Raw genomic sequence first — 14131 nt, forward strand, 5'->3', positions numbered from 1 at the left:
CTTAGACTTTCAAATCGTTTTGATAGCGCACACCACTAATGATCGCATCTGCTCCGCCATTTGGATACTTCACAGAATTCCACACGACAAGATACACATGCACAGGGATAAAAATCACAAATGCCCAAGTCAAAATATGATGAATCACGCGGACATTTGCTAGCCCACCACAGAGCACTTCCACCCACTTAAAGCTAGCACCTAGCACAGCACCTAGCCCGCTATGATAGACATTCCCATAGAGTGCGACACCTGTTAGACACACAAGCAATGTCAGCACACCAAGTGTAAAGTAAGTGATAAACTGCAAGGGATTATATGCGCCCTCTATGTGTGGGTGCTTGCCGATAAATAGATAAGTTTTAATCGAAGCGATCCATACTTTTACATCGATAAACTGCTTAAATGACCGCCGCTCCTCTTTGCTCCCTTCTTTATCAAAAAAGAAAAGATACACACGGAAAATCGATATTGCAATGAGAATAAAGCCTAAAATCAAGTGAATACTACGGATATAGGCTTGGGCAAAAAGTGTGGGCTCAGCACTTGGTGTAGGGCTCAAAAATGGCAGCGCGATATAAAACCCCGTGCCAATGAGTCCAAAAATAGAAAAAGCACGCAACCAGTGGAAAATCCTAGTCAGCCCAGAAAACTCCGTATGCGCTTGGAAATCTCTCTTACCAGAATCTACCGCTCCTCTCATAATCTCTCCTTATATGCGAGCAAATGATGGTGCTATCTTGTATTGACTAAGCTCCGCACCCTTAGTGTCCATAATATGCACCGCGCACGCGATACAAGGGTCAAAGGAGTGGATATGGCGGATAATCTCTAAAGGCTTAGTAATATCAGCGACTTTTGTGCCAATTAGACTCATTTCATAAGGACCTTTCTTACCTTGAGAGTCTCTTGGACCGGCATTCCAAGTAGATGGCACGACTGCTTGGTAGTTCTCTACCTTGCCGCCCTTGATTCTCACCCAGTGGCTTAGCATACCCCTAGGCACATTGCCGATATAGCGACCTTTATACTCCTTACTCTCATCAATGCTATAAGGTGCGCAAGTGCGTGTATCAACCTTTAGATTCTCCACAAGCGTATCAAATGCCTTTAGTCCGTAATCACACAGCACACGCGCTTCAATGCATCTCGCCGCTGTTCTACCAAGCGTGGTAAAGAGAGCTTCTACGGGCAAGCCTGTTTGCTTTAGAAACTCTTGTGCCACTGGCGTGATGTAGGGATTTTTGGCTGCAAGTCCTACTACAACAGTCGCCAAAGGTCCTACCTCCATAGGCTCACCATCGTAGCGCGGAGATTTGATCCACGAGTATTTGCCATCGTGCTTGAGGTTTTTAGTAGGGATTTCCTTGCCATCTGGTCCTATGCTTACTCCATCATCAAAGCCTGTGTAGTCTGGCGTTGTCTGCCCATCATAGGGGTGGAGCGCGACTTTATCGGTGTTTTCATACTTATACCAAGAGTTTGTAACCTCTTCGGCGATTAGATTCTCATCTAAATCATAGAGCTTGCTTAAATCGCCATTTTTCACAATCCCCGTGCTATATAAATATTCATTCTCGCCAACTTGCATTTCAGCGTGCGATAGGAAGTTTTTCACCCCGCAGCCTGTTTGCGCTACTGAAGGCTCGCTAGCATACACTTGAGCTGCCATTACAAGATCTGCCCAATATGCGCGATACACGAAGTCTGCCACCATTTCAAACTTACTCTTCCACTCGCCAAGCCTTGATGGATCTAAAATATCCATAACAGAAGTTACACCGCCCACGGTTAGGCTTTGTGGGTGGGGCTGCTTGGCACCAAAGATTGCCATCATTTTTGCCACTTCGCGCTGCACTTCAAGGAGTTTTAGATAGTGCGATAGGACAATGAGATTTTGCTCTGGAGAGAAGCGATAAGTCCTATGCCCCCAATAGGCGTTTTGGAATGGTCCTAGCGCACCTTGCTGGACGAAGTCTCCTACGCGCTTTTGCACTGCTAGAAGCTCATTTTCTCCGGCGCATAAAGGGATCTTGGCGTATTTGTAGGCTTCTTTTGCTGCTTTGGCTGGGTCGGCTTTAAGCGCGCTAGTAATATCGCACCAATCAAGCCCGTGTAGTGTATAGAAATGCACAATGTGGTCGTGCAAAAAGAGTGAGATATTCATAAGAGAGCGCACCATTTGGGCGTTGAGTGGGGGCTTAATGCCTAGGGCATCTTCAACAGCGACAATACCGGCTTTATAGTGGCTATATGTGCAAACGCCGCAGATTCTTTGTGCGATGAAGCCTGCATCTCTAGGGTCGCGCCCTACGATGATCTTCTCTAGTCCTCTCCATAGAGTCGATGAAGAAAACGCATCGACAATGGTGTTGCTCTCATCAACGATGACTTCTATACGCAAGTGCCCTTCAATTCTTGTGATTGGATCTACAATAATTCGCTTTGTCATTTTCTCTCCTTAATGCGTGCTATTTGGCTTTTACCATACTTGATACGACTGCGTGCGCGGCAATGCCCACAGCTGTTACAGCAAGCACTGCTGCGCCGATTGTATCAGCAGTTTTATCCGCGCCATAGCCATTATATGCGGTGTGGAAAGGCGTGTTCCCCAAGGGTCGCTCAAACGGACTCATCGTATCCCAGAAGTTTGGCTCGCTGCAGCCAATGCAGCCGTGCCCTGCTTGTATGGGCCAGCTTGTGTGGGAGTTGAAGCGTAGCTTGGAGCAGTTGTTGAAAGTGTAGGGACCTTTGCAGCCTACTTTGTATAGGCAGTAGCCTTTCTCTGCGTTGCTATCGCCAAATGCTTCTACAAACTCACCTGCATCAAAATGCCCTCTGCGCTCGCATAGATCGTGGATTCTATGCCCATACGCCCAAGTAGGTCGCCCAAACGCATCAATTGGAGGCGTTTTGCCAAACATAGCGAAATACAGCACATTGCCTACGATATTTTTTTCACTTGGTGGGCAGCCCGGGACTTTGATGATAGGTTTTGAGATGATTTTGTCAAGTGGCTGGGCGTTGGTAGGGTTTGGCGCGGCAGCTTGCACACCGCCATAGCTTGAGCAAGTCCCAATGGCAAAGATCGCCATAGCACCTTCTGCGGCGTGGCGGCACTCTTGCGCGCCTGTTGTGCCATTTGCACCGATTGTTAGGAAGTATTCACTGCTGCCTTTTGGTATCCCACCTTCTACCATTAAGATGTAGTTGCCGTGGTGCTTTTTGATAGCGGATTCTAGGTTTTGAGTGGCTTGGTAGCCTGAAGCTGCCATAATCGTCTCGTGGTATTCAAGATTTATCATATCAAAGAGCACAGAATCCACGCTTGGATCTTCTGTGCGCAGCAGGCTCTCGCTGCAGCCGGTGCATTCTGCCATATGCAGCCAAATCACAGGCGTGCGGTTGGCGATCTCTGCGGCGCGCGCTGTGAGTGGCGCGAAGCTTGCTGGCAAGGAAAGCGTAGCAGTCATAGCCCCAGCCCATTTCATAAAATCACGGCGTGATATGCCCTTGCTCTCTAGCTCTGCTATAAGCTCTTTGTCTCCATTGTGTGCGGGGAGCTTTTCTATAGCATCAAGCCTAGCAGAGACTTCTGCCATAAGGGCTTTGGTGGATTTCGTTTGAAGCGGGCTAGAATCTATGTGGGCTTGTTTGTTTTCTTGCATTTTCTCTCCTTGGTGTGGCTAGTGATTTTGGGGTGGATTGTAGGGACAAAGTGCTAAAATCTCACTTAAATCCCCTTAAGATTTGGGCGCACCACTTTGCTTCCACGCTTGCTCGCCCACTTTTGGCACACACACCAAAGCCCCAAGATCACGCACACAAGCCACAGCCCCACATCAATCACACTCTCATACAGCCCAAAGCCAGCTAGATAGCCCACTGCTAAACTCACACAAGCAAGCAGAGCAAAGAGCCTTGAGCATAGCCCACAAGCGACAATAAGCCCCGCGATAATAGCAATCTGCACCCTAGAATCTATGTAGTAAATATCCACTAAGCCTATGCCCAATGTCCCAAGGTATAGCCATAGCCCAAAGCCGCTCCATAGCACCAGCGCAGGAAGTGGCATTATGCGCGCTTCTAGCAAAGCTTTGTAGTGATTTTTTGCATAATGCTTGAGTAAGATTTGTGCTAGGTAGCATAGGCCAAGAGCTAGGCTAAGCACGCTAGGTGTATCAAAGCAGGCGACATAGTATTCACACGCGCTATACCCTAGAATCTTCACATTGCACACTGCTACAATCATTACACTTAGCACTGCGCCATAGCGTAGCTTTTGGAAAAGCGCGAGCAAAAGTGCTAATAGGCAGAGGCTAATCATCGCGCACCTTTTTGAGCCTTAGCGGTGGCTAGACTTGCTCGCGCACTAGAATCTAAGCTTTTGTCATTGCGAGCAAGCGCGCGACCATTGATTGTATAGATTCTGCTAGTGCAGAATATGGATTGCTTTGCTGCTGCTGGCGTAGCGGCTTGCAATGATAGAGAGCTAGATTCTGCTTGTGTTTTGCGCTTAAGCACTTCTTGCGCTTGTCGCACTAGGGCAGATTTGCTAAGGACTAGGCTTTTGATATACGCGCGCTTGTAGGTGTAGGCGATATGCACTTGATCCAAAGAGAGTGTAACACTTGGGTAGGACCTCGCTAGACTCCACGCTATCAAGCAGAGCTAGTGGCACAAACTCCACTTGCGCGCTATCTAAACTCTCTTGTGCTAGTGCGAAAAGCCAGAGTTGCTCTCTTGCGTGGGGCAAGCTAGAATCTAAGCTAGATTCTAGCGCACTAGATTCTAGCTTGGTGTGTGAAGTGATTTGGGGGGGGGTGTTATGGAGTAAAAACACTATGCCATTTGTGCTAAAAAGCACAGAGGAGCTATTGTAGTTGATAAGATTGCTAGGCTTTGGAGGCTGGCAGCGCAGCTGCTTTGGCTTGCTCAAGGGGGTAAGCTCACATAAGCTTACTTGCATTGTGCTAGGCGTGTAGTTGCGATATACGCCTATGGCTTTTGTCGCGCTTAGGGGTGTAAAGCTTGGCTGGAGCTTGGAGTGCGCCTTTGCCCCGATTGTGGGCAGTGGCTTGGTGATAGAATCTAGCTTCAACGCAGAGTCAAAGTGCAAGAGCAGCGGATATTTGCGCGCTAGCTCGTGGTAAAGCGGCAGGATAAACCCGCCATCTTCTAAAAGCAGGGCAGATGAACGCACAAGGAAAGAGAGATTAGCAAAGGGGCTAAGTGCTAGCTCTTGCTTGAAGTGCAAATGCTCCAGCGTCTTATCAAACTCTAGCCAATACACCCTGCTAGTCGCCCAGCCCCCAAGACTTACCCCCACGACAAACAAATGCACCCTTCCCCTAGAATCCACAAAGCTCACAGGATTGCCAAGCTTGGCGATAAACTTTCCACTAAGGCGGGAGAGGAGGGCTGGGGTTAGGATCTCTCTAGGGGCACTCCAATGTTGTGGGTTTGGCGTTGGCTTTGGGGCTAAAAATGGCGATTGCTGCGGCGAGTCGGCGGTTACATACGCCAAAGTATGCGCCCTTGACTCACCTTGCAAAGCCCCATTTTTATCACCCAAATCCTGCCGCCTAGTTGCTTGGCTACAAAACACATTTTCAGCGTTCTGGGTGAAATTCCTAGAATCCACTTTTTTATCGTCATTGCGAGCCTTGTCGCTAGGCAAGGCGTGGCAATCCATAGAATCCACTTTCATACTAGATTCTAGCTCTGTCTGCTTGTGGCAGGATTTTTCACGCCCAGCCCCTTTATCTTCTTCATAGATTCTAGGCATTGCGGTGGTGCTAGTGGTGCTTTTTGTGGATTTTGGGGCAGAGCTAGACTGATGGTCTGCGGTTGCCCTAAAATCCACAAAATCGCCGCTATGATTACCCAAAGCCGAATCTCTTACAAAGAAGCTTTGATAGATTCCTACATCTCTTGCCCCCTCCCTGCTCCCAGCAAAAAACAGAGCCATAAAGGCATGGGAGTCGCGCAGGCTTTGGGGCAGGGCGGTATGCTCAAGTGCGACAATCGTGCTTGCGTGTGCGCTGGGCGTTGGGTTTGGGATAGTGAAGTAGCTAGGCTCTAGCGCGGGATTTGCACGAGAATCTAACGCGCTAGATTCTACCCCCACGCTAGATTCTAGGCTAGAATCTAGCACAAATACACTAAGTTTTGGTGGACTGCTCCTAAGCCACACAAAAGCCACTGCCACGAGCGCAAAGACTATGATAAGACCTAAGCTCCACTGCTTCACGCGCTTACTAGGTGTCATCGGTAGATTGCAAGCTACTTGCTATGGATTGCATAAAGCTGCATAAGCTTTAGGTAGAAGTCTTCTTCGCTCTTTGGCACAAGCACGCCGTCATTAAGGGGCATAAGATCATAGTAGAGCTTTTGGAGGTTACTGAAGCGATTGGGGAAGAGATGGGCGATAAGCTTTGCTGAAATACTTGGGCGCACAAGCACGCTAGGAGGCAGCAGCCCAGCTTTGAAAAACTCTAAAATAGATTCTGTATCGTAGCTGATATGATGGTGCTTGCCGTGTGGGCAGGTGGTGCGATTGACAAGCATTTGGCACACATCGCAATACACATACCCACCCTTAATGCTCGTGCTAATCCCACTCACCACATCAAGCACAGAATACAGAGTGTTGCGCTCATAAAATACAGAGAGATTAGGGGTGTTGTCTGAAACGATAAAGTGCGTGCAGCCATAGTTCCTAGCGACCATCGCGTGCAAAAGGACATTGTTTGTCCCTGTGAAAAGGTAGGTGTCATCAAGGGGGATAGTGCATATCCTATCGCTCATAAGATACTCGCGCATAGCTAGCTCCACGCACTCCTTTTGCATATCGTAGTGGATAATGGTGTGGCGATAGGGCTTTAGCAAAAACAGCACGACCAAATCGCTCATCGATAGCGCATCGCGGATTAGGGCTTCGTGTGCTTTGTGGAATATCTGTCCATCAAGCACGAGCCCTGTGATATGCTTGGCATTATGCGCGGTAATTTGCTCTTGCAAGCGTGCTTTAGCCTCTTTAATATCTGGGAAATCCACTTGATACTCCCCACACACCGCAAGATCCCCAAGCCTAGAGTAGATCCTATCAAACTCCGCCCCACCTTGCAGCCCTGTGAGCTGGATCGTGCGGGCGTGGCGATCGATAGGGAAGACTTCCTCGACTCTCAAGTAGCCTACCTTTCTTCGCTCAAAGACAATATCAAGCACATCATTTGGCTTGGTGGATTCTAGCACTTTGCGATTTCTTTTGCCCGCTGGGTTTAGCACAAAGGGCGTGAGATATGAGTCTAAATGCAGAGTTTTGCTATTAGCTAGGCTTGAGATAGGGGCTAGTAAGCCTTCTTGGACTAGGGCTAGGGAGCTTAGAGCTTCTTTGTCGATATAGAGAGCTTTTCTAGGCTTGGAGGATTCGGCTTTACTTGGTTTGGGCGTTGGCTTTTGCGCTTGGGGCGATTCAGCTTTTGAGCTCAAATGCGGGAGCGGCGAAAAATCACTGCGGTCATTACCATCTAGGTAACTCCCTTGTGATTTTCCTTGCAACCCACATTTTTCATCTAAAATCTTAGAATCGCTTGGGCTTTTACTAGAATCTAGGTTTGCTTCCGCTTGCGGCGTGTTGAGAATTGGGGCATTTTGAGTAACAATCCTAGAATCCTTTGCTGGCTCGCTTGTATTTTTGGCGTTTATCCTAGAATCTACTTGTGGCGATTTTTGCGCGTTTTCATCGTCATTGCGAGCCTTGTCGCTAGGCAAGGCGCGACAATCCATATATTCTGCGCTAGCAGAATCCATACAATCAATGGTCGCGCGCTCGCGCGCTACTTTGAAAGCGTCGTCGGGGGCTTGGGGGGTCAAAGGGGGGATAAGGGGGGCGACTTCGCAATTCAAGCCCCCCTGTCCCCCCTTGAGAGAGCTTATCCTAGTGCTGCTAGAATCTAGCGCAAAAGGTAAAAAGGTAGAATCTGCTTGCGCAGAATTGTGGATTACTAAAGAATCCGCGGCTGCACCTTGCTTTGCAGTGGGGCTAGAATCTGCGCCGTGTCTTTGGTATCTCTGCATTGTAAAATCTCTTATTTCTTGCGCAAAAGCCCGTATTTCTTGCGCTTTTCCCACAGGCTCTTCCTGCTCATACCAAGCTTTTTAGCTAGCTCAATATCAGGGTAGCGGCTCTCAAACTTTGCAATGATGGTTTTGACATAATCGTGTATAGACATAATATCCCCGCCTAGCTCTTGGGTGTTTGGGATATGTGAGATGTCGATCACTTGCTGGAACTGCACCTTATCTGTGGAGATAAAGGAAATAATCATAGGATACCTATGTGCTAGCTCTAAAAACTCCTTTCTCTCCTGCTTTTTTAGCTCTTCAAGGTTGGTGGCGTAGTAGATTTTCTGCTTTTGGGGGGTGTTTTTGAAGATATTTTTATAGTCTTTATCTTTTAGCGTAATAAACTCAAGCAAGATATTTTTCTCCCTAGCGTATTTCATCGCATAAATATCCGCGCTGCGCTGGGAAGTGCTCTTAATGATAAAGGGCGGATTATATTGCAAGAGACTTGGGGTGTTTAGCTCTTTTTGTATGAAGTCAAAGTAGGCATTATAAAAATCCAGCACGCGCTTAGTCTCTGCGAACTCATTATAATGGCGGATTTTGCGCACGAGCTCATCGATCATAAAGGGCTTTAGCACATAGTCTCTAGCTCCAGCTAGCAGGGGCTTGCTCACGGTGTCATCGCTGATATAAGAGATCATCATAATGATGATAGAATCACTATGCTGCTTAATGAAAAATTCGCAGTTTTGGTTGTAAATATTTGATGAAATCAAAATCGCGTGGTAGGATACGCGCTCTTTGGGGATACTTTGGCTAATGGTGCATTCATAGCCGGCATCACTAAGCTTGCCTGCGATGCTTTGGGCAAGATAGACTTCGTTTTCTAAAATTAGTAATTTCATCGCATTCCTTTATTTATTGACACATTGTGCCACTTCTGTGAAAGAAACAAGCCTAAGGCAAACACTACTCATCACACATACCCCCTCTGCTCTCCCTATGAAGCCTAGATGCTCTGTCGTGGTGGCTTTGACATTGATAGCAGAGAGTGGCGCACCTAGAATCTCGGCGATCCTAGCGCGTATAGGCTGCTTGTATGCGCTAAGGCGTGGGGTTTGCGCGATTATAGTTAGATCAATATTATAAAGCTCATAGCCCACACTTTTAGCAAAGCCCCACACAATCTCTAGCAGCTTTGCAGAGTCTGCCCCTGCCCACGCGCTGCTAGAGTCTGGAAACCACTCGCCAATATCCCCAGCCCCCATAGCCCCCAAAATCGCATCAATCACGCTATGCAGGGCCACATCGCCATCGCTATGCGCCTTAAAGCCAAACTCACTCTCTATCACCACGCCGCCTAGCTTCATCTCCTTGCCTATCTCAAAGCTATGCACATCAAGCCCATTGCCCACATAGACTGCGCGCATAAAGCTTGGCACTTCTTGTGCAAGCACCTGCTCTAATGCGAGCAAATCGCTTGCCAAAGTTAGCTTCTCTAATGCCCTATCTCCCTGTATATAGCGCACCACTCCGCCATTTGCCTTGATGATTGAGCTCTCATCGGTGCCTTGTGTAGATTCTAGTGCGGTGCGCAGTGCGCTTACGCGCGAGAGCTGGGGAGTTTGGATTCTAGCAAGCTTGCTTCTATCGATATATGCGCCATCATAAATGCTCGTATCAGGCACTGCTAAAATTGGCGCGACACAATCCGCTCTAGAATCTAGGCTAGAATCTGCCTTAGAATCTAGGGCGGCGGCAACCAGTGCGGCAATGATATTTCGCCCCACTGCCACCACCCCAGCGCGCGCCACATCGCTTACAAGCACCCACTCGCTAGTGATACATCGCAGCGCGTTTTGTAACGATTCCTGCCGAGTCTCCCCGCCAACCACGATGGTATAGGGGCAGAGCTTTTGCATATAGGGGGCGTCTTGCTCGCTTGCAGTGATACAAATCTGCACAAATGGATAGACCGCGCTAAGTGTATCAGCCACAAGCAGCCACAGAGGCTTCTCTCCTATGCGTAGCCACTGCTTTTTGATCGCGTGTGTTGTGGGGGTTGTCTGGGTGAAGCGGCTTGAGCTTCCTGCTGCCATAAGGATAAGCGAGATAGATTCCCCCTGCGCTAAATGCGTAGAATCTACATAAGATGCGTCTGTTCCTTGCGCGATAGGTGGAAGCGATTGGGTCGTTTTGTTTCTATACACCGCAAGCCTTTTTGGGAATGTTACAAAATTATACTTACTTTTGCTTAAACTTTTTTACAAGGGCGCGCACGCCTTGTGGAATAAATAGTGCTTAAAATTGCACATTAAAGCCAAGGAGTATATATGCTAGATGGAAAGAGCATTCTTATCACAGGCGGCACGGGGAGCTTTGGGAAGAGATTTGTCGCTAAGGTGCTAGAGCGGTATAAGCCAGCGCGCGTGATTATTTATAGTCGCGATGAGTTGAAGCAGTATGAGATGAGCCAATGCTTTAATGATAAATGTATGCGCTACTTTATCGGCGATGTGCGCGATGAAGCTAGGCTAGAATCTGCTATGGCTGGGGTGGATATTTGTATCCACGCAGCTGCGCTAAAGCATGTCCCCATAGCAGAATACAACCCCATAGAATGTATCAAAACAAATATCCAAGGAGCTAGCAATGTAATCCAAGCAGCCCTAGCCAATGATGTCTCCCATATTATCGCACTCTCTACTGATAAAGCCGCTAATCCCATCAATCTCTATGGCGCGACCAAGCTTTGCTCGGATAAGCTTTTCATCAGTGCCAATAATATCAAAGGCAGCAAGAGGGCGCGCTTTAGTGTCGTGCGCTATGGGAATGTGCTAGGCTCTAGGGGGAGCGTGCTGCCGTTTTTCAAAAAGCTCATAGAGCAGGGTGCAAAGGAGCTGCCAATCACTGATGAGCGAATGACTAGGTTTTTTATCACGCTAGATTGTGGGGTGGAGTTTGTGCTAAAGAGCTTGGAGCGAATGCACGGGGGCGAAATCTTTGTCCCTAAAATCCCAAGTATGAAAATCACCGATTTAGCGCGCTGCCTAGCTCCACACTTGCCGATGAAGTTCATAGGAATCCGCCCGGGTGAGAAGCTGCACGAAGTGATGATCCCAGAAGATGACTCAAGGCACTGCTATGAGTTTGATGAGTTTTATCTCATCGAGCCTAGCATTGTCTTTCAAACGCCTATTGATTATAGTATGAATGCCAATGGGCTAAGGGGCGTGCGCGTAAAAGAAGCCTTTGAATACTCAAGTGCTACCAATACGCTCTGGCTCAATAGCGAGCAAATTAGCGCGATTATCTAAAGCTTGTGCGCTTTCTCGCTCGCTTTGATGTTAAGAGCGGGGCTAGAATCTAGGCATTTAGATTCTAGGTGGAATCTATGGCTGTTTGGCTAGGCGCGGTGGGCTTAGGCTTTGCTGGGCTTGTAGGCACTTCTTTAAGCAAACTTTAGCTAGAATCTCTGCTTATTTTGCCAGAATCTATGTGGAGATTTTAAGGATAGTAAGGAGTGTCTATGGAGCATCTTTTAGATGATGTGAGCGTTGTTGATATACATATTGATGATTCTATTAAAGAGAGTTATTTAAATTACTCTATGAGCGTGATTGTAGGGCGCGCGCTCCCTGATGCTAAAGATGGCTTAAAGCCCGTGCATAGGCGAATTCTCTATGCGATGAATGACTTAGGTGCAAACTCTCGCGCCAAGCATAAAAAAAGCGCGCGTATCGTGGGTGATGTCATAGGGAAATACCACCCCCACGGCGATACAGCTGTGTATGATGCGCTTGTGCGTATGGCACAGGACTTTTCTATGCGCTTGCCGCTTGTCGATGGGCACGGGAACTTTGGCTCAATCGATGGCGATAATGCCGCGGCTATGCGCTACACAGGCGCGCGTATGGCATCAGCTAGTGAAGAGATTTTGCGCGATATTGATAAGGACACGGTGGAGTTTGTCTCAAACTATGATGATAGTCTAAAAGAGCCAGATGTCTTGCCAAGCAGGATTCCAAATCTGCTTGTTAATGGCTCAAGTGGGATTGCCGTGGGTATGGCGACAAGTATCCCACCACATAGGCTTGATGAGATTATTGACGCGCTTGTGTATGTGGTCGATAGCCCAGAGGCATCGCTTGAGGAGCTGCTCTCCTTTGTGCAAGGACCAGACTTCCCCACAGGCGGGATCATCTATGGGAAGCAGGGCATTATCGATGCGTATCGCACTGGGCGCGGTAGAATCCGCGTGCGCGCCAAAACCCACATAGAAAAAACCAAGACCAAAGACATCATCATCATCGATGAAATCCCCTACCAAGTCAATAAAGCTAAGCTTGTGGAGCAAATCAGCGAGCTAGCTAGGGATAAGGTTATAGAAGGGATCGCTGAAGTGCGCGATGAGAGCGACAAAGAAGGTATGCGTGTAGTCATCGAGCTTAAAAAAGATGCGATGAGTGAGATTGTGTTAAACAATCTCTATAAATCCACCACAATGGAGACTACCTTTGGGATTATCCTGCTTGCTATCAACAACAAAGAGCCAAAGATATTTACACTTTTAGAGCTATTAAATATCTTCATCTCTCATAGAAAGACCATCGTTATCCGCCGCACGATTTTTGACCTAGAAAAGGCAAAGGCTAGGGCGCATATCTTAGAGGGGCTTAAGATCGCGCTTGATCATATCGATGAAGTCATAGCACTTATCAAAGCAAGTGCCAATACTGAAGAAGCGCACGATGGGCTTATGGAGAAGTTTGGGCTAAGTAGCTTGCAGGCTAAAGCGATTTTGGAAATGCGCTTACAGCGATTAACAGGGCTAGAGCGCGATAAAATCGAGCAAGAATACGCCGAGCTACTCAAGCAGATAGAATACCTAACAAGTATCCTAAAAAGCGAAGAAAAGCTTAAAACGATCATTAAAGAAGAGCTGCTAGAGATTAAAGAGAAGTTTTCTAGCCCGCGTCTTACGCAGATTGAAGAAGACTATGATGCAATCGACATAGAAGATCTAATCCCCAATGAGCCAGTGGTTGTTACAATGAGTCATCGCGGCTATGTGAAGCGCGTGCTGCTAAAAACTTATGAAAAGCAGCACCGCGGTGGCAAAGGCAAGATTAGCGGCAATACGCACGAAGATGATTTTATAGAATCTTTCTTCATCGCAAACACGCACGATACGATACTATTTATCACCAACAAAGGGCAGCTCTACTGGCTAAAAGTCTATAAAATCCCCGAAGCAGGACGCACCGCCATTGGTAAGGCAGTGGTCAATCTCATCAATATCCAGCCAGATGAGAAGATTATGGCGACAATCACTACAAAAGACTTCAACAGCGATAAATCTCTAGTGTTCTTCACCAAAAACGGCATCGTCAAGCGCACAAATTTAAGCGAGTATAGCAATATCCGCTCTGTGGGCGTGCGCGCCATCAACCTTGATGAAAATGATGAGCTAGTGAGTGCTAGAATCATCACCCAAGAGATCAAAGAGCTTTTCATCGCCACGCATAAGGGTATGTGTATCCGCTTTAGTGTCAATGATATACGCGAGATCGGCAGGGTGAGCCGCGGGGTTACGGGCATACGCTTTAAAGAAAAGGGCGATTGCGTGATTGCAGCTACGACTATTAGCAGTGATAATGACAAGCTGCTAACTGTGAGTGAGCAAGGCATCGGCAAGCAGACACTAGCAGGAGAATACCGCTTGCAGTCTAGGGGGGGCAAGGGTGTGATTGTGATGAAGCTCACCAATAAAACGGGCAATCTTGTAAGCATTGTCAATGTCAATGATGAAAATATGGATTTAATGGTGCTAACCACAAAGGGCAAGATGATACGAGTCGATACCAATGCGATCCGCGAAGCAGGGCGCAACACAAGTGGTGTGAAAATCGTCAATGTCGGTAGCGAGAAAGTCGCCTTTGCCGTAACCTGCCCCAAAGAAGAAAGAGAAGAGACAAGCGAAGATGAAGCAAGCTCAAGTGATGAAGCAGAGTAAAACGGGGGGGGGGGGGGGGGAAAAAAGGGTTTCGTCTTGGGG

The 14131-nt window shown here is 47.7% G+C and carries 11 protein-coding genes; 2 read left to right on the forward strand and 9 right to left on the reverse strand.

Features of this window, described 5'->3' with window-relative positions; translation table 11 throughout:
• Position 1: 1 nt before the first annotated feature.
• The 9 genes from cybH to F4V45_RS05255 all read right to left on the reverse strand — a co-directional run bounded on the left by cybH (position 2) and on the right by F4V45_RS05255 (position 10283).
• On the reverse strand, positions 2-703 hold the full coding sequence (gene cybH, locus F4V45_RS05210) for a Ni/Fe-hydrogenase, b-type cytochrome subunit (RefSeq protein ID WP_023929962.1): 702 nt from the start codon (positions 701-703) through the stop codon (positions 2-4).
• A gap of 9 nt (positions 704-712) precedes the next feature.
• The gene (locus F4V45_RS05215; protein WP_023929963.1) at positions 713-2452 is read right to left on the reverse strand and encodes a nickel-dependent hydrogenase large subunit; all 1740 of its coding nucleotides are present in this window, start codon (positions 2450-2452) and stop codon (positions 713-715) included.
• Positions 2453-2471: 19 nt separating this feature from the next.
• Positions 2472-3602, reverse strand: coding sequence for a hydrogenase small subunit (locus F4V45_RS05220; protein ID WP_150337381.1), 1131 nt, complete (start codon positions 3600-3602; stop codon positions 2472-2474).
• 131 nt (positions 3603-3733) lie between these two features.
• Positions 3734-4327 (reverse strand): hypothetical protein, encoded by a 594-nt coding sequence (locus F4V45_RS05225; RefSeq protein WP_150337361.1) that lies wholly within the window; start codon positions 4325-4327, stop codon positions 3734-3736.
• Entirely contained in the window at positions 4324-4617 is a 294-nt protein-coding gene (locus F4V45_RS05230; RefSeq protein ID WP_150337362.1) for a hypothetical protein, read from the reverse strand. The genes F4V45_RS05225 and F4V45_RS05230 overlap by 4 nt, the downstream gene beginning before the upstream one ends.
• A complete protein-coding gene (locus F4V45_RS05235) occupies positions 4556-6271 on the reverse strand; it encodes an exo-alpha-sialidase (protein ID WP_150337363.1) in 1716 nt (571 codons plus the stop codon). The genes F4V45_RS05230 and F4V45_RS05235 overlap by 62 nt, the downstream gene beginning before the upstream one ends.
• Before the next feature lie 14 nt (positions 6272-6285).
• A complete protein-coding gene (locus F4V45_RS05240; RefSeq protein ID WP_170235183.1) occupies positions 6286-8082 on the reverse strand; it encodes a hypothetical protein in 1797 nt (598 codons plus the stop codon).
• An 11-nt stretch (positions 8083-8093) separates the two neighbouring features.
• Positions 8094-8978, reverse strand: coding sequence for a DNA-binding transcriptional response regulator (locus tag F4V45_RS05250; RefSeq protein WP_023929969.1), 885 nt, complete (start codon positions 8976-8978; stop codon positions 8094-8096).
• Positions 8979-8987: 9 nt separating this feature from the next.
• On the reverse strand, positions 8988-10283 hold the full coding sequence (locus F4V45_RS05255) for a bifunctional 2-C-methyl-D-erythritol 4-phosphate cytidylyltransferase/2-C-methyl-D-erythritol 2,4-cyclodiphosphate synthase (RefSeq protein WP_246145095.1): 1296 nt from the start codon (positions 10281-10283) through the stop codon (positions 8988-8990).
• Between the two features lie 123 nt (positions 10284-10406).
• Between F4V45_RS05255 and pseB the strand changes: the two genes are divergently transcribed.
• Together pseB and gyrA are read left to right on the forward strand one after the other, a co-directional pair.
• Positions 10407-11390, forward strand: a complete 984-nt coding sequence (gene pseB / locus F4V45_RS05260) for a UDP-N-acetylglucosamine 4,6-dehydratase (inverting) (RefSeq protein ID WP_150337366.1) — start codon at positions 10407-10409, stop codon at positions 11388-11390.
• A gap of 212 nt (positions 11391-11602) precedes the next feature.
• A complete protein-coding gene (gene gyrA / locus F4V45_RS05265) occupies positions 11603-14089 on the forward strand; it encodes a DNA gyrase subunit A (RefSeq protein ID WP_150337367.1) in 2487 nt (828 codons plus the stop codon).
• The last annotated feature ends 42 nt before the right edge of the window (positions 14090-14131 follow it).

The organism is Helicobacter canis (genome assembly GCF_008693005.1).
GTDB lineage: Bacteria > Campylobacterota > Campylobacteria > Campylobacterales > Helicobacteraceae > Helicobacter_B > Helicobacter_B canis.

What these genes read in the sequence shown, in the direction of transcription:
- pseB (WP_150337366.1), top strand. Translation starts at nt 10,407, where the DNA reads ATGCTAGATGGAAAGAGCATTCTTATCACAGGCGGCACGGGGAGCTTT.
- F4V45_RS05235 (WP_150337363.1), bottom strand. Translation starts at nt 6,271, where the DNA reads ATGACACCTAGTAAGCGCGTGAAGCAGTGGAGCTTAGGTCTTATCATA.
- F4V45_RS05240 (WP_170235183.1), bottom strand. Translation starts at nt 8,082, where the DNA reads ATGCAGAGATACCAAAGACACGGCGCAGATTCTAGCCCCACTGCAAAG.
- cybH (WP_023929962.1), bottom strand. Translation starts at nt 703, where the DNA reads ATGAGAGGAGCGGTAGATTCTGGTAAGAGAGATTTCCAAGCGCATACG.
- F4V45_RS05215 (WP_023929963.1), bottom strand. Translation starts at nt 2,452, where the DNA reads ATGACAAAGCGAATTATTGTAGATCCAATCACAAGAATTGAAGGGCAC.
- F4V45_RS05250 (WP_023929969.1), bottom strand. Translation starts at nt 8,978, where the DNA reads ATGAAATTACTAATTTTAGAAAACGAAGTCTATCTTGCCCAAAGCATC.
- gyrA (WP_150337367.1), top strand. Translation starts at nt 11,603, where the DNA reads ATGGAGCATCTTTTAGATGATGTGAGCGTTGTTGATATACATATTGAT.
- F4V45_RS05225 (WP_150337361.1), bottom strand. Translation starts at nt 4,327, where the DNA reads ATGATTAGCCTCTGCCTATTAGCACTTTTGCTCGCGCTTTTCCAAAAG.
- F4V45_RS05220 (WP_150337381.1), bottom strand. Translation starts at nt 3,602, where the DNA reads ATGGCAGAAGTCTCTGCTAGGCTTGATGCTATAGAAAAGCTCCCCGCA.